The organism is Pseudoalteromonas sp. JB197 (genome assembly GCF_002332205.1).
In the GTDB taxonomy this organism is placed as follows: Bacteria; Pseudomonadota; Gammaproteobacteria; order Enterobacterales; family Alteromonadaceae; genus Pseudoalteromonas; species Pseudoalteromonas nigrifaciens.
On record NZ_NRGZ01000002.1, the window covers coordinates 634,897 to 656,169 of the forward strand.

Below are 21,273 nucleotides of genomic sequence, written 5' to 3' on the forward strand. Positions count from 1 at the left end.
TATGAATAATAAACTAAAACAACTTTTTATCGCTTTACCTTTTACACTTTTATCTACAACTGCAGCGGCTAATTGGTCAACAACCATTACTGCAGCTTCTGACTATACTTTTAATGGTGTATCCCAAACCGACAGTGACCCAGCAATTCAAGCAAGCCTTGATTATGCATTTGATAACGGTGTTTATGCGGGTATTTGGGCCTCTAACGTAGATATTATTGGTCTCGACGATATAGACTTTGAGCTTGACGCTTACGTTGGGCGTTTTATGCAACTTAACGAACAGGTTAGTCTAGATTACGGTATTGCTTATTATACGTATCAAGGTGACGGCAGTGATTTTAATTATGGCGAAGCCTATACAAAATTTGGCTATGCGAGTGATTATGGCCAAACAGAGCTTAACTTTTGGTACAGCTGGGACTACTTTGGCAGCGGCGCAGGGCATGTTATATCACAAATAGCGCATACATATGAGTTAGCACCTAACCATGCGTTACGTGCAAGTTTTGATATTTCAAACTCATTAGACGGTAAAAAATACGCGTGGGATAGCAATGAAAAAAAATCTTACAACCATTACCGCTTAGCATACAAAACTAGCTATGAAGGCTTTAATATTGAAGTTGCCGCCGAGAACACCAGCTTAGATTACGACTACACAGATGAGCGCCTGGTGTTGGCCGTATCACGTACGTTTAATTTATAAACTTAATTAATTAAATGAATGCTATTACTTAGCAAAAAAATGCCACTTAAGTTAAGTGGCATTTTTACTTTTATTTGCTTGAGTAATAAAAGATCGAGCAATTTTAATCACATCTATAGGTAAATCAGCCAAAGTACTTACAAAGCTAAAACCAGTGCAAAATCATCAATGGCAATCGTAATACCCTTTTTACATAGTTTTCAAGCTATTAAATTATTAAAGCATCTACTTTTATAAGCGTTGATAAACTTATCCAAACCATCATCCTTGCTAGCCCTACTCGAGTTGTTTTTTACCTTACTTAAAGCTGCCGTGCGTAACTGACTTTAGTAAAAAAGGTGCGCTGGTCGCGCTCAAAGCTTTTAAGTGATTCATCTTGGTAACCTTTATCTGAATACCCTAAGTAAAATAATGTTTGCGCATTAATTTTGTACGAATAAACGAGTTGGCTGCCGTAATCTTTATTAGTTTGGTTCACTTGATAAAAATAAGCATTTTCGTTGCGATCAATATCTTCAAATTGCCAAATAAGCTTTAGCATTGAGCGCATATTAAATTTATAGTAAAGACTAAAATCAATTAGGTTAGCTGTAAAAACACGCTCCCCTTGTAGGTTGTCTAATTGGCTGTAGCTATGCTTTATGTCAACTTGCCAATGATTGTTTATATCCCACACCGCTTGAGTTTGGGTATCAAAGGCGTCACCTAGTTGCTCATTACTGTAGTCAATGCGACTCCCGTATTCAACATACAAAGACAGCCTAAGATCTTTTGTTGGTTTAAATCCGCTGTAAATATAACCAATGTTTTGATTATAAAAATTAGTGTTATAATTTTCATACCTATGTATCAGCCCTATTTCGAAAATAGACTGTTTTTGGCCTTTAAAGCTTAAATAACCTTCGTACTCTTGCTCAAGTAAATCGCCATTTTTCGCCCAAGTTTTATCCCAATCAGCTACATATGACCAAGAGGTAACTAAATCATTTTCATCTCGATACCAGGTTTGCCCGCCTCCTAAAATAACTTTTTCGTAATCGACCTTAGCTTGATAGCCTAAATCGGCACGATAATCTGCGCCAATATTTTCGTACTCTGCGAATAATTTATAATCGCATTTATCGCGGGTGAGCTTAATTGCATACGCTTGATCGGATTGTGTTTGTGACAGGTTATAATTTTCAACTAAAAATGCTGAGTTGCGGGTATCACTGCTCGCAACTTGATAACTTAAGGTGTCTGATTGATTAAACCAGTAACTACCGTCAACTGATAAAACCGTATTGCGATAGTCATCACCTTCACGATGCGTACTTGAAACCCCTATAGTGCCTTGCTGGCCAATATCGTACTGGTAACGCGCCACTGCCACTTTGGTATTTTCGTTTAAGCTTGCAAATCCTGAGCCCTGATTAGTTGGCAGTAAAATATTGCTATTGTCGTCATCGGCAAACATCACCGCATAACTGTGATTAGCTGTTTTGCCGGTTAATTTAGCGCCTAGATTAGGCTCTGCAATGGTGCGAGTATATAAAAGCTCAAATAAACTACTTTTAAAATATGACGCACCGTCTAAAAAAAACGGCCGTTTTTCTTCATAGTATATAGAGTAAGTGGTATTAATATCCAGCGCCAGAGAGTCGGTTTCCACTTGCGAGAAGTCTGGATTTATAGTGGCGTTTATAACGGCGTCTTGGCTTAAGCCCCAGCGTAAATCTATACCTACTTCGGCGTTTACATCGCCATTTTCCCAATCACCCGGTAACTGTGATTTGGTATCGTTACGCAGCGTAGTTAAAGTAGGCGTTAATTGCAGGTTTTTGCTGGCCGTTATTTTTTCAAAGCCGGTAAGTTTATCAAACTGACAAAGGCTGCACTTAATATCGCGATCAAACCCAATGTTTGATAACTGATAAAGCACATCTCATTGATAATTGCGCATTAGGGCAAAACCCCAGGTTAATTGCTCTTTATTTTGTGCAAAACGCAGCGCTTTAAAAGGAATACGCATTTCTACCACATAACCTTGCTCAGTAATCTTGCCTGCGCTATCCCAAATGGCATTCCAAGAAAGGTCTTGTTGCCAGCCATCGGTGTCGGTCATGCGAATATCGCCCTGAGCCCCTAGCGGGTTCACATAAAATTCATAACCAGAGCGCTCATCATTAAAGGTATCAATTACTAGTGCCACGGTGTCATCTTGCCACAGAGTATCGCGATCTCGCAGTGCAGCGCGAATGTGCGTTGGGTCAGGATCGTGTGCAACAAACGCTACATATAAGTTACTGCCGTCTTCGTATATATAAGCATCGGTTTTTACCGGTGGCGTACCTTTTTCATTTGGTTCATCTTGAAACTGCAATGCAATGCAATGCGCGTGGCATCTTGCCAATGCGCCTCATTCATTACCCCATCTACTGTTATATTTTTATTAATACGCGTGAGTGAATAGTGTTGTTTATTGGCAAGCGCGCTTGGAGTGGTGAGTAAAAGAAAGAAAAAGCTTAAAATAAAGAACACTGATTGTTTTTTTATTATTATTAAGTACTGCATAAACATCCATTTAGACTTAAATTACTCAATAAGAGTAATTTCTGGCGTGGATTGTAGTTTATACCAATGGATTTGTTAATACCTTGCAAAGAGTTTTTTGCATAACATTAACTAATTAATAATAAAGAAGTATTTAAGCGCAGCGATTAGGTTTCAATAAGCTTGAGTTTATCAGCAATACCATTCCACTCATCAGCATCGGCTGGGGCTGGTTTTGCCTGCGTAATGCGTGGCCATATAAGTGCAAGCTCGGCATTTAGTTCGGTAAACTCTTGTTGTGACTCTGGTAATTCATCTTCTTGATAAATAGCATCAGCTGAACATTCAGGTACGCATAAACCACAGTCAATGCAATCAATTGGGCTTATAGCTAAAAAGTTAGGGCCTTCAAAAAATGCATCTGCTGGGCACACTGATACGCAATCTGTGTACTTACATTTAATACAGTTTTCGGTGACTACAAATGCCATAATGGTTCAATGCCTAAGGTTTTATAACGACAACGGCGGATCATACCCAACCAAGGCTAAAATACAATATATAAGTGCCATAATAGCGTAATTTAACGTAAAATAAGCGCCTTATGTTTTGTGGTGCTATTTGCGCTACTCCCCTTATTGTGAGCGGTAATTAAAAGCCCGCTAAGACACCTAAAAGAGACAAAATGATACGTTTAACCGAAATAAAACTACCGCTAGATCATGACGAAAATGCAATTAAAGATGCCATTGTCAGTAAGCTAAAAATAACGCCAGAACAGTTACATAGTTTTAATGTGTTTAAACGTGGTTACGATGCCCGTAAAAAAACAGCTATTTTACTTATTTATACCTTAGATATAAGCGTTGATAACGAAGAGCAGTTACTCACAACTTTTGCCAAAGATCAGCATGTAAAAGTAGCACCCGACACCGCTTATAAGTTTGTTGCCCAGGCAAATAACGATTTAAAAGAGCGCCCTGTCGTAATTGGCTTTGGCCCTTGTGGTTTATTTGCAGGTTTAGTGTTGGCACAAATGGGCTTTAAGCCAATTATATTAGAGCGTGGTAAAGAAGTACGCGAGCGCACTAAAGATACCTTTGGTTTTTGGCGTAAGCGCGCACTAAATACCGAGTCAAATGTACAATTTGGTGAAGGCGGCGCAGGTACATTCTCCGACGGTAAATTATACAGCCAAGTAAAAGATCCAAAACATTATGGCCGTAAAGTTATTACCGAGTTTGTTGCCGCTGGCGCGCCAGAAGAAATTTTATACGTAAGTAAGCCACACATAGGAACCTTTAAACTGGTAACTATGATTGAAAAAATGCGCGCGCATATTGTAGAACTTGGCGGCGAAATTCGCTTTAGCACTCGCGTAGACGACATTCATTTAGAAGACGGCCAAGTAACGGGCTTAACCTTGTCAAATGGCGAGCAGCTAAATACCCGCCATGTAGTGCTTGCTGTGGGTCACAGTGCCCGTGATACCTTTGATATGCTATATAAAAAAGGTATTTACATGGAAGCTAAACCATTTTCGGTGGGCTTTAGGATCGAGCATAAGCAATCTATGATCGATGAGTGCCGCTTTGGTGACAATGCAGGTAACCCCATTTTAGGCTCTGCTGATTACAAACTAGTTCACCACTGTGATAATGGCCGTACCGTATATAGTTTTTGTATGTGCCCAGGGGGGACTGTGGTTGCAGCCACCTCTGAAGAAGGCCTAGTTGTTACCAATGGTATGAGCCAATATTCTCGTAGTGAGCGAAATGCAAACAGCGCTATTGTTGTAGGTATTTCGCCAGAGCAAGACTTCCCGGGTCACCCATTAGCGGGTATTGAGTTACAACGTAAACTTGAAAAACAAGCATACGAACTTGGCGGCAGTAATTACGATGCGCCAGCACAACTTATTGGCGACTTTTTAAAGGGTAAATCGTCATCAGCTTTAGGCGATGTACAATCATCTTATACGCCGGGTATTAAATTAACCGACTTAGCCGATGTATTACCTAAATATGCAATTGATGCTCTGCGTGAAGCAATTCCGGCATTTAATAAGCAAATTCGTGGTTTTTCAACTAATGATGGCTTACTAACAGGGGTAGAAACACGTACCTCTTCGCCGGTAAGTATTAAGCGCGATAAAACACTTCAAAGTATTAATACTAAAGGGCTTTACCCTTCTGGCGAAGGCGCAGGCTATGCCGGTGGTATTTTATCGGCAGGTATTGATGGTATTAAAGCAGCTGAAGCGGTGGCGCTTTCAATGCTAGAAAACGCAAAATAAGCATTTTATTAATTTAAGCCATAAAAAAACCTGAGCAAGCTCAGGTTTTTTTGTAACTGCAAATAACCATATTAGGTTAGCGCATTATTAATTACTTTTTAAGCGACAGTTTTTCGCCTTTTAAGCTTTTACGTATTTTAGAAATACGTGAGCGATTTACTGCTCTTGCTTCGCCAGTTGCTTGACCAGATGGCTTATTAGCACGAGTACGACGTAAGTGTGCAGGCTTTTTGCCAATTTTATCAATTAATACTTCACGGTTACTTACTGCATAGCCTTCTAAGTAAACACGTTTAATTTTTTGACCAATTAAGGTTTCAATTTCAAACAACATGTTTTCTTCTTCACGGCTTACAAACGAAATTGCTTGGCCTTCTTTACCTGCGCGGCCAGTACGACCAATACGATGTACGTAGTCCTCTGCAAGCCAAGGTAAGTCAATATTAATTACACGCGGTAAACCGTCTATATCAATGCCACGCGCCGCAACTTCTGTTGCCACTAATACACGTACTTTACCTTCTTTAAATTCACGCAGCGCACGACGACGATTACCTTGTGACTTATCGCCATGACAAACCGCAGCCGGAATGCCATCAAGGTTAAGCTCTGTTACTAGCTCATCGGCTGTTTCTTTCATGTTTACAAATACTAACACTTGCTGCCAGTTTTTCTTACCAATTAGCTCAGAAAGCAGCTCTTGCTTACGGCGCTCTTCAACTGGGTAAACCACATGCGCTACAGTGCTAGCAGTACTGTTTGTTTGATCAACACGTACTATTTCTGGCTGTTTTAATACTTTAGATGCAAACTGTTTAATTGCTGCTGGGAAAGTAGCTGAAAACAACAAGATTTGACGATCGTCAGCGCAGCTTTTTATAACGCCTTGCATCTCTTCAATAAAGCCCATATCGAGCATACGGTCGGCTTCATCAAGTACTAAGTGCTTTACGCTGGCAAGGCTTAAGTTACCTAAGCGAATATGATCAAGTAAACGCCCTGGCGTTGCTACTACAATATCAACACCTTCTTTAAGTGCATTAGCTTGGCCTGCGGTGTTAACACCGCCAAATAAGCTGACTACTTTTAACGAAGTGTGTTTTGCGAAGTCTTTAAAGTTATTTGCTATTTGCTCTGCAAGTTCGCGCGTAGGCGCTAAAACTAAAGCATGCGGAGCATTAGTAGTGCTTACTTCAGACTCAAATAATTTTTGAATAATTGGTAGCGCAAACGCGGCGGTTTTACCCGTCCCCGTTTGTGCACTTGCTAAAACGTCTTTACCTTTACGAACAGCAGGAATTGCTGCGCGCTGAATGGGCGTAAGGGTGTGATAGTTAAGTTCGTCTAACGCCTGAACAAGTTCAGGAGCAAAACTAAAAGATTTAAAATTCATGGTGTATAACCTGCGGCCACATTATCAAGGGTCGCAAATTATACAGTAAAAAAGTGCTAACAGTTAGTCATTACTTTACTTTTGCATGGTTTAATCTGTTTTATAGCGTTTAAATATTAAAGAGGTATTAATACCGCCAAAAGCAAAGTTATTACTCATTACATAATCGGTGTTAATTTCTCGCCCTTGCTCTATTATGTAGTCAAGTTGAGCGCAATCGTTATCCACCTCGGTGAGGTTTATTGTGGGGGCAAACCAGTTATCATTCATCATATTAATCGTCGCCCACGCTTCAATAGCACCGCATGCGCCCAAAGTGTGGCCTAAATAACTTTTTAAAGAGCTAATGGGTTTTGCCCCTAAAGCGTTAAAAGTGGCATGCGACTCTGCTATATCGCCTCGATCGGTTGAAGTGCCGTGCGCACTTACATAACCAATTTGCTGGGCAGTTAAATTAGCATCTTGTAGGGCCTGTTCAATCGCTATTTGCATTGTTTTAGAGGTAGGCTGAGTAACATGCTCACCATCACTATTACAACCAAAACCCACCACTTCTGCCAGTATAGTGGCACCACGGGCCTTTGCGTGTTCGTACTCTTCTAAAATCAGTGTGCCAGCACCTTCGCCAATCACTAATCCATCACGGTCTTTATCAAATGGCCTAGGGGTTAATGTGGGTGTGTCGTTTTTTGTGCTGGTAGCATATAAGGTATCAAATACTGCGGCTTCGGTAATGCATAACTCCTCTGCACCACCAGCAACCATCACCTTTTGACGACCAAATTTTATTGCTTCATAGGCATAACCAATACCTTGTGAGCCCGAGGTACAGGCTGAGGTTGTGGTGATCACTCGCCCTTTTAAGCCAAAAAACACTCCAACATTAACCGGAGCAGTATGCGCCATCATTTGAATATAACTAGTGGCTGTTACCCCAGACATAGAGCCCGACTCCATCATATTGGCAAACGCGAGTAACGGCGGGGTTGACCCTATAGATGAGCCATAAGAAATCCCCGTAGAGCCATCGGTTAAGCTACTATGATTGAGTAACTGGGCTTGCTCTAACGCGCACTCTGTAGCGCATGTTGACATAAGCGCCACTCGCCCCATTGAGCGTATTTGTTTACGTTTATAATGACTCGGTCGCTCAAAATGAGTAACCGGCGCCGCTAAACGCGTATTAAGCTCTGGTGCTTTGTCCCACTGTGGCATAGTGGTCACTGCATTTTCGCCTCTGATCAGTGCTTGTTTAAATACCGACCATTCATCGCCAAGTGCGGTGATCACCGACATACCTGTCACTACAACGCGCTTCATTACACCATACCACCGTTAACTGAAATGACTTGGCGGGTAATGTAGGCCGCATCATCTGAGATTAAAAATGCCACAGTACCCGCAACTTCCTCTACTGTGCCCATACGCTTAAGCGGGATCATTTTTAGCATTTCGTCTACCGGTAACTCGTCAGTCATTGCGGTTTCTATTAACCCAGGTGCAACGCAGTTTACGGTTATTTTTCGCTTAGCCAACTCTAACGACAACGCTTTTGTAGCGCCAATAATACCGGCTTTTGCCGCACTGTAATTTACTTGCCCACGGTTACCGGCAATGCCCGATACAGAAGCCATGGTTACAATACGCCCACCTTTACGGTTTTGCACCATAGGCATTACCGTGGGGTGCACCACATTATAAAAGCCATCAAGCCCTGTACGAATAACGCAATCCCAGTCCTCGCCTTGCATAGCCGGAAACGCCATATCATTGGTAATACCTGCGTTACATACCACGCCATAATAAGCACCATGCTGGGCTATGTCTTGCTCTATTTGTGCTTTGGCGGCGGCTCTGTCGCATACATCAAATTGTAATAAGCTAGTAGCTTGGCCTAATGCCTGTATTGCTGCGCAAGTTGCTTGTGCATCTGCCACACCACTTTTACAATGCACTGTAATGTCATACCCTTGGGATGCTAATTTAAGCGCAATAGCCCTGCCTATGCCACGGCTTGAACCTGTGACTAAAATTCGTTTTGTCATTGATTATCTCTTATAAATTCCAGCGGATTTTCGGGCTGAAAAACATTAATTTTTGCTTCACATGCTAATGTATCGCCGTGGATTATTTGGCATTCAAACACACTCAATCCCGACTCTTCTTGATATAGCTTATGCACTTTAATAGTTAAACTACTATTAACTTTAAAACACGCTTGATGGGTTTGATATTTACGCGTACCAATTAAAAAGCCTATTTTAGGAGGCTCATTTGCATCGTTTGCTAATGCGCCTGCGTAAGCGGCTATTGACTGCGCCATATACTCAACCCCAATATAACTGGGTACACCGGCAATATCGGCATTATAAAACGCACTTTGCGGTGTAATCGTTACCTGGCAACGCGCACTCTCGGCGCTATAATGCGTTAAAGTGTCAATTAAAATCATTGGTGCGTCGTGGGCAAGCAACTGCTCAATTGCGTAATGATTACTGCTCAGCTCATTCATCGGCAATACCTAAAATTAAACTGGCGTTATTGCCACCAAAGGCAAATGAGTTTGACAAGCAGTAACGCAATTTGGGCTTAAATGCTTGTTTTATTATTTTTACATCGGCCAAGTTACCGCCTGTTGATAATACGTTATACGGCAATGCATACTGGCCTTGCTCTTTAAGAAGTAGCCAGCATAGCGCGGCTTCAATTGCGCCTGCAGCTCCTAAGGTATGCCCAGTTAAGTGCTTGCTTGAGCTAAGTGGCGTATTGTTGCCAAACACACGATTAATTGCAAGTGCCTCCATTTCATCATTTTTTAGCGTTGCGGTACCGTGTGCATTTATGTAGTCAATTTCATGGGCAGCTAATTGCGCTTGTTTTAGTGCTTTTTGCATTGCAGATTGCGCGCCCATACCATTGGGATCGGGCGCTGAAATATGATGTGCATCAGAGCTTTCGCCGCCACCGTACAGTGCAATTGCTTTATCTGTAATTGCGCTTACGCCTTTACTCATTACAAATAATGCCGCGCCTTCACCAATATTAATGCCGTCTCGGCTACTTGAAAACGGCTGGCAAACTCCGCTACTTAACGACGCTAACGAATCAAAACCATTGAGAGTAAGTTGGCATAGGGTGTCAACGCCACCGCATATAACAACATCGGCCATATCAGCTTTTAGCAGTGCGCGGGCACTTAGTAATGCTTTTGCGCTTGATGTACAGGCTGTAGAAATACTATAACAGGGTCCCTTTGCATCAAGCTTTTGCGCAATATAGTGTGCTGGGGTGGCAAGTTCTTGGTCATAATAATGAAAGTCATTTGGCCATTGCGCTGTGTGTTCAAAATGAGCACGAGCCCGTTCACCATCTGCAATACCCGAAGTACTCGTGCCTAACACCACCGCAATACGGGATTTATCGATATGCGAAAATTGCTCAATAGTTGTTTGTAGTTGCGCTAAGCACATATCAATAAAGGTATTTATACGTTTTTTTTGCGCCAACGCAACCGAGGTTACTTGGCCAACATATAACGGCTGTTGTTGCGCGCTAAGTGTAGAATTTAGAGTTAATATAGGCGTTGCAGAGTTATAACTGTTTAAGCTATCGAGAGTTGCCTGCGGGCCTACTCCCATCGCACTAACAATACCTAAGTTATTTAGCCAATATGTCACTGAGTTACCTTTTTAAATATTATTTTATAATCACGTACAATATTATGCAGCGTAATTGCATCATCGTTATAGTCAATGGTGATCAGGGTTTTATGATTTTGTAGTACTTGTCTGTGTGTGCCTACTTGTTCCACCAGTGCGCCACTCAGCTGCTCATTTATAAACGCGACAGGCCAATGTACTAAGGCAATGTCGGCCAATACATAAGCAGGATTTATATCGACGCCTACAAGCATTTTTTTAGCTTTAATTGGCTCTTTGAGTGATTTTTCAAGCTCTACAATTGGAAAGCCCTGGCTGGTCATCATCAGCAACTTGACCCCTCCCGCCTCATTAACCGCTAATTGCGATAACAAGGTATGCTGCTCTTGCCCAGTGGTAATAAATAACACTTGTTGCCAAGAGCGGCCATACATTGATGGCGCCATGCTATTTAAATTTAGGCTAGCCGCAGGTGCTATGCTTATAGCTGCACTGGAACTAAACTGACTCGCACAGGCTGACAGCACTATGCAGATTAGCAATATCAGCGCACGCTGGAGTATTAGTTTAAGCATATTAATTTCAACATATTAGGTTCGGCACAGCTGAGCTAGCACATTTAAGCGGCGCTCACTTTGTGCAACAAATGGGTTACTCGTGTCCCATGCGTATCCGGCTAAAATTGCACTGATCATTTCTCGCACTTGTTTGTTTTGCTCTGTATGAAATATTACGTCTTGAAAGCGCGTATCGTACCAGCCTGTAACAAAAGTTCTAAAACAGTTAACTCCCGCTTGTAGCGGTTTTGCATAATGCTGCTCAAAGTCAATCGTCTCACCTTTTAAATACTGATCGACCAAAGGTGCAATTAAACTTGCTGATTTAAGCGCAATGGTTACTCCTGATGAAAACACCGGATCTAAAAACTCTCCCGCATTGCCTAATAGCGCAAAGTGCTGTCCATACAGCTTACTCACATTAGAGGAGTAGCCTGTTATGCTGCGAGCTGGCCCAATTAATTCGCGTTTAGCTAGCAGTGCTTTTAAATGTGGATCTTGCTCTAAAAAGCGATTTAACATTACCTCTGCTTCGTCGTCATTAAAACGCTCAGACTCTGCTACAACACCAATACTTGCGGTGCCATCACTAAAGGGAATTAGCCAATACCATATATCTCGGTGCTCTGGGTGTACGGTAATGAGGATTTTATTACGATCAAAATTTTCATCGCTAATATTATCTACAAAGTGGCTAAAATAAGCACTGCGTACAGGAAAGTTAGAAGGTAACTCTAAGTTTAGTAGTTTAGGTAATACTCGGCCAAAACCGCTGGCATCTAACACAAAGCGTGCTTGAACTTGGTAAGGCTGCTGCTGCGCGTCGTGTACTAATAAGGTTGCACCACCATTTTTATCGGTATTGTTTTTATCGGAACTGTTTTCAAAAAAATCAGTAACCTTGTAGTCTTTAACACTGTGCTGATAACGAATAACAGCCCCTTGCAGCTGTGCATTATCGGCTAGTAATTTATCAAACAGCCCTCTTTTCACTTGATAAGTAGTACCTGGCCCTGGTGATGATTTTTCGGTAAAATTAATCGCGGTATTTTCACCCGCTCGATGAAACGCAGCGCCGTTTTTAAACTGAAACCCCAAACTAGCAGCGTGTTCATGCAATGGAGCGACTAAATTAGCGTCGGCCAAATACTCCATACATTGCGGTAACAAGCTCTCACCTATAGTAAAGCGCGGAAAAATCTGTTGCTCAAGTACTAATACTCGCCAGCCTTTTTGCACTAAAAGGCTACTTGCAAGTGCGCCAGAGGGGCCCGCACCAATTACAACAACATCAAACTGCTCAGGGTTATTCACTTTATCCTTCCTTTTGCGAGGGTAATACACTCAGCGGCGATAAAATATATACCGCTAAAATCCCTACCATTACGGTAAGTCCTAAACTAAAAATAGCAGGGGTGCTTGAGGCACTTAACATACCAAACACCCACATAGAAGACGCTGCAGATAAACTAATTGCCAATATATTTTTTGGCTGTAACTTATTTATTTGATAAAAAACAAGGTAGTCAATAGCTAAGGCTACCACTAGCAACGCGCCCAACATATTAAATAACGACAGGCTGCCTTGAATTGCATTACACACCCACAGCATGCTAACAACCACTAATAACAAGCTTAACAGTTGTAAAGTGGCAATTTTTACGCCAAAACGCCAACTAAAAAGTAACCAACTAATGGCCCCTGCAAGCACTAAACTTAACAATAAGTATGCTCGGTAATCGCTTAATAACGCACTAATTTGCTGCGGTTTATTATATAGCAATAAGCCATCATCTTTTAAAAGCGCGGCGCTTAAGCTCTGTGTATTAATATTGGTAATTGTCATCCAGGTTATGGCTTGCTGCGGCTCAACATGCATTTGCGCTAACAATAAGGGTTTAAATTCGCTATTTAATAATGTGTTATAGGTAATAAATTGCGCGGGGCCGCTACTTAATTGCCGCCCAGTTAATTGCTCGGTGAGTGCAAACACACCACTTTTTTTAGCTTGATTAAACACCGCTAAATTATTTTTTTGCTGCTCAATACTAGGCAGCCATCGGTTAATGGCATTGTGTTTAATATGCGGGTTACTCGCGGTTAAATCGCTAACTAACCGCTGTTGTTTTTGTAACACGTGTTGTGCATTGTCGCCAATAATAAATACTATATGGCTGCGCCATTGATCTAGTAAAGTTAAGTGTTTTTTTTCACTTGCCATTAGCTGCTCAGAGCTGGCATTAAGCAATCTAATATCATCATTAAACTCAATCGGTTTTAATACCAATAAGCTTGCAAGCACTATACTTAGCGCAATAAACAGTGGTTTTTTTATTTTATTACAGTACAAAAACACCCGCGTTATTTTTTTACTGAGTAATAAACTTGATGTCGATACACGCAGTGTTTGCTGCCAAAATGGTAAAATTAACACAGTAAACAGCCATGCACTAAATAAGCCCGCTATAACAAACACTGCCACTTGCGCTAATAAAGTTAACGGTGCACCTAATAAGCAGCTGTAGCCTAATGCGGTCGTAATAAAAGAGAGTAATAACGCTGATTTCACCCCTTTGCTATAGCCGTTAGAAGAAGCTTGCTGTGCAGTTTCATTTGCTACTTTGGCTAAATCAGTCATGCCATGAAAGGCGTAATCAATAGCAATGCCTATTAGGGTTACGGCAAATACCAAGGTTAATAAGTGAATGCTGTTAAACACCAATAACATAACAATAGCACCGCCCATTAATGCACTAAGCACTGTAAAGCTCGCTAATAAAATACTGCTAATCGCTCTAAATACCCAAAACACCATAACCATTAGTGCCATTAGGCTAATACCACCAAACAAACTCATTTCGTATTTTGCTTGTTGGGCATTTTCAGCCGTATGAAACAGCACCCCTGAATAGGAAATAGTGGTATTTGGGTACGCTTTACTTAGGGTGTTTATTTGCGTTTTAATTTTAGTAGCTAAGCTAATTGCATTATTAATGCTCAAGTTTGGCTCTGGCAGTGTGGCAAAAAGCATTGCATATTCAACCCCCTCATACTGGCGAGTGAGGCGGTTTTGTTTAATAGTAAAAACTTGGCTTTGGCTTAAGTTTTCGCTAATAAAGCCAGCTAAACTTAAACTAATATCAGTACTTAATGTAGCACTAACAAATGGCGATCCTAACTGATTTAATTGCTGCAGGTAAAACTGCTCAAAGCTGGCTTTGTCTGCTATTTTTTGCTTATAGGGCTTACTTAATAGTGCATATTTATAAGGCGCAAATGTGGTTGTTAAAGCGTTTATAGAGGGAAAATTAAATGTGCTTGTTATACCTTGCTGCTCAAGCCAATTATTAAATTCATCGTGGGCGTTATTTTTTTGCTCACCAGCAAATGAAAACACTACACGGTGGGCATTTTTTTCAAAAAACAGCTGTTCGCCATAAGCTAATTGAGAATGCGATTTTGGCAGCAAACTAAACATATCAGCACTAAATGTAGGTTTAGTCAGCCAAAATATACTGGTTAAAAGCAAAATTAAACCACTAAACCAAATAAAAACAATGCCAATTCGTTTCTTCAATCCACTATTCCATTAATTAACTATTTAAACGATTGAGCCGTTAAGGCTGCTCAGGGTAACTAAACTCAATAGTTGTTTTACTACCTGAATGCTCATAAAGGATGATGCTGTGTACCGTTTTATCACTTTCACACAAAGTAAAGTGGCTAAATAATTGCTGTAACAACGCTTCTTTTGGGGTTAGTTGCAGGCAATTGTTTTGCGCTTTTATACTAAAGCGTGTTGCAAGGGCGCTCATATCTACACTGAGTAAGTCAGTTAAAAGCCCTACAAACTGCTCACTGCCTGGCTGTGGTACAAACTCCCCTTTAGCATTTTCAACCAATACCTGGCCATTTTCTACAATCAATGCGCTTTTTACCGGTTGTTCTACTTGCCATACTAGCTTTTTGGCATTTAGAGAAAACACTCCAGAGGAGACGAACGGCGATGCAAAACCAGCAAGTTGTTTATATTGTTTAAACTCACCCGTTACTGTATCAGCCTTTAATGAGGTATTTACCTGCGATGCCGTGTTTGCTTGCAATGCACTACAAAATAGCAGCAATACGCTGGTTATAAATAATTTAAACATTGTCATTCCTTCTCCTTTAATTGCCAGCTACTTCAAAAAAGGGGCTAGTTTTTCATAAAGTATTGGGGGTGAAACAAATTGCATTTCTTTGGAGCTAATTTCTACCGCCACTTGTGTAGTGGACGCCTTGGTAATGCGCTTATTACTGATTGCATCGGTAATAACATAATCAATACGTAAGCGGTTTTCATACTCTTTTAAATACGCTGCCACTTTAATTTTTTGTGTAAATACAGCTGATGCTACGTATTTAATTTGCATATCAACAATGGGCCACGCAAATCCAGAGTCTTTCATTTGCAGGTAGTCGTAGTCAAATATTCTGAGTAACTCACAACGAGCAATTTCTAAATAGCGTGGGTAATTACCATGCCACACTACATTCATTGGATCGCAATCATGAAAAGGGATTTCTATTTCTACGCTGTGCGAAAGTAATGCGCCTTTATTATTCATAAAGCGCCCAGCGTTTGCTTTGAATATAGCTAATAGTTTGTCTTAGCACCGCTTCCATTGGTCTGTCTTCGGTCAGGTTTTCAAAGTAACCTGTTATATCGCTATACATATGCTGCATATCGTCAGTTAAACTCGTAAATTCTAATTCGCCTTGTTTAATTCGCAGCCTTAACCCTTGAATAGCGGCTAATAAGGTACTGGCCATCACTTGCTCGGTAAGCTGTAAAATACGTAAACAATCGCGCGAGGCTATGGTACCCATACTTACTTTGTCTTGATTGTGACACTCGGTAGAGCGCGAAAATACACTGGCAGGCATAGTTAATTTCAATGCCTCAGCAGTATAAGCACTGGCACCAATTTGTACCGCTTTAAAACCATGATTTATATAACGACGCTCAGGGGCACTGTCGGATAAATTAGACGCCAAACCATTGTTATATTTAGTATCAACCAATGAGGCTATTTGTCGATCGGCTAAATCAGCTAAGTTAGCTACTGCGGTTTTCATGCTGTCCATTGCCATGGCAATGTGGCCGCCATAAAAATGCCCGCCGTGCAGTACATGCTCCCCTTCGCCATCAATAATTGGGTTGTCGTTGGCTGAGTTTAATTCGTTTTCGATCATTTGCCTAAAAAACGGCAAGCTGTCTTGCAGCACACCAATAACATGCGGTGCACAGCGAATTGAGTAGCGATCTTGCAGGCGGTCGGCATTACGTGGATGGTCGTGATGATTTAAATCATCTCTGATCCAACGTGCTATTTGCTGCTGCCCTGGGTGAGGTTTTACCGAGAATAAAATTTCATCAAAATGATGGCTATTTCCTTTGAGCGCTAAGCTAGCAATGGCGGTAATACGACTGGCTAATTTGGCTAAATAATTGGCTCTGTCGAAGGCTAAGCAGGCTAATGCGGTCATTACCGCGGTGCCATTCATTATTGCAAGGCCTTCTTTTGGGCGCAGCACGAGCGGCGTTAAGCCAACTTCTTGCATTACCGCTAAGCTATTACGTACGGTGTCTTTATAATATACGTCGCGCTCGCCTATCATAGCACCAGCAACATAAGATAATGGCGTTAAGTCGCCACTGGCACCTACCGATCCCTCTTGAGGAATAACCGGTACAATATCGTGATTTAAGTAGTCGCGCAGTAAATTCAGCATTTCCCAGCTAATACCCGAGTAGCCTTGCGATAAAGACGTAAGCCGCGTGGCTAAAATTGCTCGTCCTTGTACTTTATTAAATACATCGCCTAGTCCACATCCATGAAATCGCGTTAAATGTAGGGGGAGTTCATCTACTAAATTTAATGGTACTGCTACGGTTACTGAGTCGCCATAACCGGTCGTTACACCGTAAATAACGCCGTCTTCTTTTAATAATGTATCTAAAAAACTCAGCGCACTATTAATTTTGCTACTAAATTCGCTGCAACCACTAATTTGCACTTGGGTATGGTTATGTGCAATATCAACAATGTTTTCGATTGATAATCGCTGCTGACCAAAAAGCTGTGTGTTTTGAACTGGCACTTCTATTTCTCCTTTGCTTGATCGCGGGCGACTTGCTGATCATTTTGCCAAAAATCGTAAAAATTAAACCATTGATAAGGATATTGCGCCGCATAGTGACCTAAACGCTGCGCATAGTCTGTAATAACTTGGTTTAAAATTGCCTGTCGTTGGGTGCGTGGCATTTTTAAGCTATTGCTGTATTGCTCAAATATTACGTGGTACTTATTGATTTTCTTATCTTTTAAACAAAACAAAAAATAAACTGGGCAATCAAGTAATGCCGCTAAAATAAAAGGTCCTTGAGAAAACGGGGCTGGCTTGTCTAAAAAAGGCACTTGTACAGAGCGCGCGGCAGTGGTGGTACTGGTGCGATCGCCAACAATAACAATAATTTCGCCTTGCTCAATTTTTTCTTTCAATAAAATAGCTAAACCTGGGCCTAAGTCAGTTACTTGAATTAAATTAACCGCTACGTTGGGGTTAATTTTTTTCAGCATTTTATTAAATTCAACTGCATGATGAGTAAACACCAGCACATTAATAACTTTGCCACTGCGATGTTGGCTAAGCGCTCGGCACACTTCTAAATTACCCAAATGCGAGCCAATAAAAATAGCCCCTTGGCGTTGCTCATTTAATTGGCTAAATAAATGCTCGTTGGTATATTCAATATCACTTAAGCTAATACGCCCAAGCCAACCATCTATTTTATCAAAGGCGCTGTCGGCAAAACTACAAAAGTGCTTTAGTTGCTGCTTAAGTGTCACGCTTTGCCCAGTGCCGGTGTACAAATTAACTTGCTGTAAAAACTGTTTTGAAGCAGCACGGGCAACCCTACCAGTAATAAAGAGATACACCACCACAGGAAACAAAATTAGCCACAGCCCTTTGCGACCCAGTATTTTATGTGTAAATAGCAGAGTTTGAATGCCTAAATAATTACCGCGCTCTTGCATTTTAGACCAATGTTTAACGGCCATAACGTCTCTTTAATTTGTGTGCTATAAGCCAAGGCGAGCGCACTAACATACCAAAAAATAATCGCGTATGTAGCCAAGATATACGCACGTTGTCGTGCAATGGCTGAAAGTGAGAAAGCCCATTTTCTGGATAGATCACTTGGCTAGGTAAAAATATAAACGGCACATTACGCCAATATAAACGCACTAATATTTCAGGATCAAAGTCCATCCGCTTGCCCAGCTTAACTTCTTTTAACAGTTTTTCGCAGGCTCCCAGCGGATACACTCTAAAGCCACACATAGAGTCAACAATTTCAAAACTAAGGGTTTCAATCCATACCCACACATGGGTTAAGTACCGTGCTAAATAGCGATGCTTAGGCACTGAAGCGTCGTATATTGGGCAACAGCTTACTAATGCCTGTGGATTGGCGTTTGACAGGCGCAAAAGCTGCGCTAAATCGGCCAAGTTATGTTGGCCGTCGGCATCAACTTGAATAGCATGGGAATACCCTTGCTGATACGCATAATGCAAACCGCTTTGTACCGCCCCACCTTTACCTTGGTTGTGCACATGGGTAACAATGGTAAGTAACGGGTGCTGCTGTGCAAGTGCAGAAAACACTGCTTTAGCTGCATCATTGCTTGCATCATCTACCATAATAATTGGTAAGTTATATTCAGCAAGGCTGGTTAATACCGCCGCTATCACTGAGGTATGATTGTAGTTTGGAATGACAATACAAAACTTATTCATTTAAGCAACACTTTCAAAAACAATCCGCCCAGACGCATGTTGCCCCTTAGCCGAGCGATAAGAAAACACATACTTATTAAGCGCTTTTTGCTCTATGGCTAATACCATAGTAAGGCCCGGCGTAATCACCACCTGAAACTTTAGCACTTCGACATTCTTTACCGCTAATTGAATATTATACTGCTTACAAATTGCAGCAACCGCCCAATCTAGCTGCACTACGCCTGCTAAAATAGGGCCGTCTTTAAAATGGCCATTAAAGTAATCTAAATCCTTGGGCACAAATAAACTTAATTGATAACCTTGCTCGGTTTGCTCACATTTAAGTAGTTGCGGCTGCGTTTTAATCAACTTTGTCAAAAAGGTGCTCCAATGCTTTTAAGTTTAATTTAGCTTGGCTGTTATAAGGTAACTGCTCTATAAAACGCCACTTTTTAGGCGTACAAATGCGCTCAAAACGTGTTAGTGCATGCTCTTTTAAAAGCTTATTAGTGGCTAATTTACTTTCACTTTGTAAATGTTTTACCCCTTGCTGGCTAAGCACAACTACCGCACCTATTACTTGCCTTGCCCCAGGTAATACAATTACTTTAACGTCGTTTACCCACTCACTGCTTGCTAGGTGGTGTTCTAGTTCATCCAAACTGAGGCGTTTTTCTTCTAATTTTATGATTCGGTCTAATCGACCAAGCAGTTTAAATTGACCACTTTTAAGCACCAAACCTCTATCGTCAAGCGGGTAATCTTTGTGGTTCACTAACGGTGAATTTAAAAGGAGTCTATCGTTTGTGCCAACACTCATTTTTATACCTGAAAACGGCTGCCACGAGCTCACGTTTTCAAGCGAGGTAACTTGTCGATACGCTATACCACCGGTTTCGGTACTGCCAAACACTTGTGTTATTGGTTTATTTAACTGACTGAATAGCGATACTGCATCTTCGTTTGCCAGCGGCCCACCAGATGAAAATATCCATTGTAAGTGAGATTTTTGTTCAATTAATACGTTGTCTGCGCGTAATCGTTTTAGCTGTGCTGGGCTAGAAATTAACACCACTTGTTTAGCGCCCTTGAGCTTGGCGGCTATATGCTCTGGGTAGTGCAGTAAATCGGTATCAACGACATGTCCGGTACTAAGTGGCCATAACAACCTAAATAGCAGCCCGTAAATATGCTGATGCGATACGCTAGCAATAAACATTGGCATACATTTTAACGCATAACTGCTTGATAAAATGCTCAGCTCTTTGTTAATTGTTTGCCACGACTTTACAATTGGCTTAGCTTTACCTGTTGATCCCGAGGTGTAAAAAACCAAGTTCCCTTCTTTGGGCCAAACAAGTTGCGCTAAAGGAAAAAAGCCAGGCTGTTCAGGCAAGTTTTCTATATTGATAAAGTCTATACCCAGTGGTTCGACAAGCTCTGAGTCACCTAAAAAACAAGGCGTTTGCTGTAGTAAGGCTTTGAGTGTTTCGGGTTGACCATTAGGTGGCAGTATAACCGTGCAACCGCGCAAGGTGAGTGCCATTAAACTCACCGCAAACTTATAAGTGTTAGTGCTATATAACACCACAGATGTGGGCGCTGTGGCCGGTGAATACTTAGCTAATAGCCGATTAACATCGCTAACAAACTGGCGTTGTGTCACTGCCTTATTTTCATGATTAAAGCACACACTAACATTATTACTTTGAAATACTTTACTTTGAAAGGTACTAAACACGCGCTTTCCTTTTTACTTTTAGCCTGACTAGCCACTCTAAGGCAAACAACACGCCCATAGCTACATAGGCAATCACACCATTATAAAAAGCCCACACTGCCAAACTAGCAAACAGGCTGGTATATAAGGCAATACCACCATTAACTATAAAAAAAACGCACCACAACTGAGTTACTTTTTTAGTGTATTGCACACCTTGCTCATCGAGCTCAGGCTCAGTGATGCGGGCAAAGGTTTCTATTATTGATGGCCCTTTATAAAGTGAGTAGCTAAACACGAGCAACATCACAGTGTTAATAATCACCGGGTATAAACGTAAACCCACATCACTGTCGAACACTTTTGACAATACGATTGCTATCACAGCTAAAAATGTCGCTGGCTTTAACCACGGCATTTTGTCAAATAATGCTTTGCTTAACCACAAGCGTAGTGCAAGCAAAAATAATAATACGATCGATAGCAGTTGGCTATTAAACTGCGTCAGGCCCACATACACAATAACTGGGTAGCAGGCCAAACAAAGCATAATAAGGGTGGTTAACAAGGCTTTAAGCAT

Annotated in this window: 19 protein-coding genes and 2 pseudogenes; 2 read left to right on the forward strand and 19 right to left on the reverse strand. The window is 41.3% G+C overall.

Annotation, left to right across the window (positions count from 1 at the left end; all coding sequences use genetic code 11):
• The first annotated feature begins 1 nt into the window (after position 1).
• Entirely contained in the window at positions 2-709 is a 708-nt protein-coding gene (locus tag CIK86_RS17980) for a TorF family putative porin (RefSeq protein WP_086995838.1), read from the forward strand.
• 63 nt (positions 710-772) lie between these two features.
• On the opposite strand, the pseudogene CIK86_RS19450 reads toward CIK86_RS17980, so the two are convergent.
• The 3 genes and pseudogenes from CIK86_RS19450 to fdxA form a co-directional block, all read right to left on the reverse strand.
• Positions 773-974: pseudogene (locus CIK86_RS19450) on the reverse strand (EAL domain-containing protein); the annotation flags it as partial.
• A 36-nt stretch (positions 975-1,010) separates the two neighbouring features.
• Positions 1,011-3,262 (reverse strand): annotated as a pseudogene (locus CIK86_RS17990) (DUF5916 domain-containing protein).
• A 146-nt stretch (positions 3,263-3,408) separates the two neighbouring features.
• On the reverse strand, positions 3,409-3,732 hold the full coding sequence (gene fdxA, locus CIK86_RS17995; protein WP_011330038.1) for a ferredoxin FdxA: 324 nt from the start codon (positions 3,730-3,732) through the stop codon (positions 3,409-3,411).
• A gap of 194 nt (positions 3,733-3,926) precedes the next feature.
• On the opposite strand from fdxA, the gene CIK86_RS18000 reads away from it, so the two are divergent.
• Entirely contained in the window at positions 3,927-5,537 is a 1,611-nt protein-coding gene (locus CIK86_RS18000; RefSeq protein WP_011330037.1) for an NAD(P)/FAD-dependent oxidoreductase, read from the forward strand.
• A 91-nt stretch (positions 5,538-5,628) separates the two neighbouring features.
• Here the strand turns inward: CIK86_RS18000 and CIK86_RS18005 are convergent, their stop codons facing one another.
• The 16 genes from CIK86_RS18005 to CIK86_RS18080 form a co-directional block, all read right to left on the reverse strand.
• The gene (locus CIK86_RS18005) at positions 5,629-6,930 is read right to left on the reverse strand and encodes a DEAD/DEAH box helicase (protein ID WP_011330036.1); all 1,302 of its coding nucleotides are present in this window, start codon (positions 6,928-6,930) and stop codon (positions 5,629-5,631) included.
• 90 nt (positions 6,931-7,020) lie between these two features.
• On the reverse strand, positions 7,021-8,250 hold the full coding sequence (locus CIK86_RS18010) for a beta-ketoacyl-ACP synthase (protein WP_086995835.1): 1,230 nt from the start codon (positions 8,248-8,250) through the stop codon (positions 7,021-7,023).
• On the reverse strand, positions 8,250-8,975 hold the full coding sequence (locus CIK86_RS18015; protein WP_086995832.1) for a 3-ketoacyl-ACP reductase FabG2: 726 nt from the start codon (positions 8,973-8,975) through the stop codon (positions 8,250-8,252). Before CIK86_RS18015 ends, CIK86_RS18010 begins: the two co-directional genes overlap by 1 nt.
• Entirely contained in the window at positions 8,972-9,442 is a 471-nt protein-coding gene (locus tag CIK86_RS18020; RefSeq protein ID WP_225740935.1) for a hotdog family protein, read from the reverse strand. The genes CIK86_RS18015 and CIK86_RS18020 overlap by 4 nt, the downstream gene beginning before the upstream one ends.
• Positions 9,435-10,607: a beta-ketoacyl-ACP synthase gene (locus CIK86_RS18025; RefSeq protein ID WP_086995829.1), complete on the reverse strand. Its 1,173-nt coding sequence runs from the start codon at positions 10,605-10,607 to the stop codon at positions 9,435-9,437. Before CIK86_RS18025 ends, CIK86_RS18020 begins: the two co-directional genes overlap by 8 nt.
• On the reverse strand, positions 10,604-11,023 hold the full coding sequence (locus tag CIK86_RS18030) for a DUF3261 domain-containing protein (protein WP_254910732.1): 420 nt from the start codon (positions 11,021-11,023) through the stop codon (positions 10,604-10,606). Before CIK86_RS18030 ends, CIK86_RS18025 begins: the two co-directional genes overlap by 4 nt.
• 156 nt (positions 11,024-11,179) lie before the next feature.
• Positions 11,180-12,460, reverse strand: a complete 1,281-nt coding sequence (locus CIK86_RS18035; protein WP_086995822.1) for an NAD(P)/FAD-dependent oxidoreductase — start codon at positions 12,458-12,460, stop codon at positions 11,180-11,182.
• A gap of 1 nt (position 12,461) precedes the next feature.
• On the reverse strand, positions 12,462-14,723 hold the full coding sequence (locus tag CIK86_RS18040) for a transporter (RefSeq protein ID WP_086995819.1): 2,262 nt from the start codon (positions 14,721-14,723) through the stop codon (positions 12,462-12,464).
• Between the two features lie 40 nt (positions 14,724-14,763).
• Positions 14,764-15,303, reverse strand: a complete 540-nt coding sequence (locus CIK86_RS18045) for an outer membrane lipoprotein carrier protein LolA (RefSeq protein ID WP_086995816.1) — start codon at positions 15,301-15,303, stop codon at positions 14,764-14,766.
• Between the two features lie 21 nt (positions 15,304-15,324).
• Positions 15,325-15,753, reverse strand: a complete 429-nt coding sequence (locus tag CIK86_RS18050) for an acyl-CoA thioesterase (RefSeq protein ID WP_011330027.1) — start codon at positions 15,751-15,753, stop codon at positions 15,325-15,327.
• Positions 15,746-17,290, reverse strand: coding sequence for an aromatic amino acid ammonia-lyase (locus CIK86_RS18055; RefSeq protein ID WP_011330026.1), 1,545 nt, complete (start codon positions 17,288-17,290; stop codon positions 15,746-15,748). Before CIK86_RS18055 ends, CIK86_RS18050 begins: the two co-directional genes overlap by 8 nt.
• 2 nt (positions 17,291-17,292) lie before the next feature.
• Positions 17,293-18,252 (reverse strand): acyltransferase, encoded by a 960-nt coding sequence (locus CIK86_RS18060; RefSeq protein ID WP_011330025.1) that lies wholly within the window; start codon positions 18,250-18,252, stop codon positions 17,293-17,295.
• On the reverse strand, positions 18,242-18,991 hold the full coding sequence (locus tag CIK86_RS18065) for a glycosyltransferase family 2 protein (protein ID WP_086995813.1): 750 nt from the start codon (positions 18,989-18,991) through the stop codon (positions 18,242-18,244). Before CIK86_RS18065 ends, CIK86_RS18060 begins: the two co-directional genes overlap by 11 nt.
• The gene (locus CIK86_RS18070; RefSeq protein ID WP_086995810.1) at positions 18,992-19,351 is read right to left on the reverse strand and encodes a thioester dehydrase; all 360 of its coding nucleotides are present in this window, start codon (positions 19,349-19,351) and stop codon (positions 18,992-18,994) included. It abuts the gene before it with no gap.
• Complete coding sequence (locus CIK86_RS18075) at positions 19,335-20,714, reverse strand: AMP-binding protein (RefSeq protein WP_086995807.1); 1,380 nt, start codon at positions 20,712-20,714, stop codon at positions 19,335-19,337. The genes CIK86_RS18070 and CIK86_RS18075 overlap by 17 nt, the downstream gene beginning before the upstream one ends.
• Entirely contained in the window at positions 20,707-21,273 is a 567-nt protein-coding gene (locus CIK86_RS18080) for a hypothetical protein (RefSeq protein WP_086995804.1), read from the reverse strand. Before CIK86_RS18080 ends, CIK86_RS18075 begins: the two co-directional genes overlap by 8 nt.

Bases quoted from the DNA above. Each gene is read 5' to 3' on its own strand.
- CIK86_RS18050 (WP_011330027.1), bottom strand. From the start codon at position 15,753: ATGAATAATAAAGGCGCATTACTTTCGCACAGCGTAGAAATAGAAATC.
- CIK86_RS18030 (WP_254910732.1), bottom strand. From the start codon at position 11,023: ATGTATGGCCGCTCTTGGCAACAAGTGTTATTTATTACCACTGGGCAA.
- CIK86_RS18010 (WP_086995835.1), bottom strand. From the start codon at position 8,250: ATGAAGCGCGTTGTAGTGACAGGTATGTCGGTGATCACCGCACTTGGC.
- CIK86_RS18005 (WP_011330036.1), bottom strand. From the start codon at position 6,930: ATGAATTTTAAATCTTTTAGTTTTGCTCCTGAACTTGTTCAGGCGTTA.
- CIK86_RS18045 (WP_086995816.1), bottom strand. From the start codon at position 15,303: ATGACAATGTTTAAATTATTTATAACCAGCGTATTGCTGCTATTTTGT.
- CIK86_RS18015 (WP_086995832.1), bottom strand. From the start codon at position 8,975: ATGACAAAACGAATTTTAGTCACAGGTTCAAGCCGTGGCATAGGCAGG.
- CIK86_RS18065 (WP_086995813.1), bottom strand. From the start codon at position 18,991: ATGAATAAGTTTTGTATTGTCATTCCAAACTACAATCATACCTCAGTG.
- CIK86_RS18060 (WP_011330025.1), bottom strand. From the start codon at position 18,252: ATGGCCGTTAAACATTGGTCTAAAATGCAAGAGCGCGGTAATTATTTA.
- CIK86_RS18000 (WP_011330037.1), top strand. From the start codon at position 3,927: ATGATACGTTTAACCGAAATAAAACTACCGCTAGATCATGACGAAAAT.
- CIK86_RS17980 (WP_086995838.1), top strand. From the start codon at position 2: ATGAATAATAAACTAAAACAACTTTTTATCGCTTTACCTTTTACACTT.
- fdxA (WP_011330038.1), bottom strand. From the start codon at position 3,732: ATGGCATTTGTAGTCACCGAAAACTGTATTAAATGTAAGTACACAGAT.
- CIK86_RS18080 (WP_086995804.1), bottom strand. From the start codon at position 21,273: ATGCTTAAAGCCTTGTTAACCACCCTTATTATGCTTTGTTTGGCCTGC.
- CIK86_RS18020 (WP_225740935.1), bottom strand. From the start codon at position 9,442: ATGAATGAGCTGAGCAGTAATCATTACGCAATTGAGCAGTTGCTTGCC.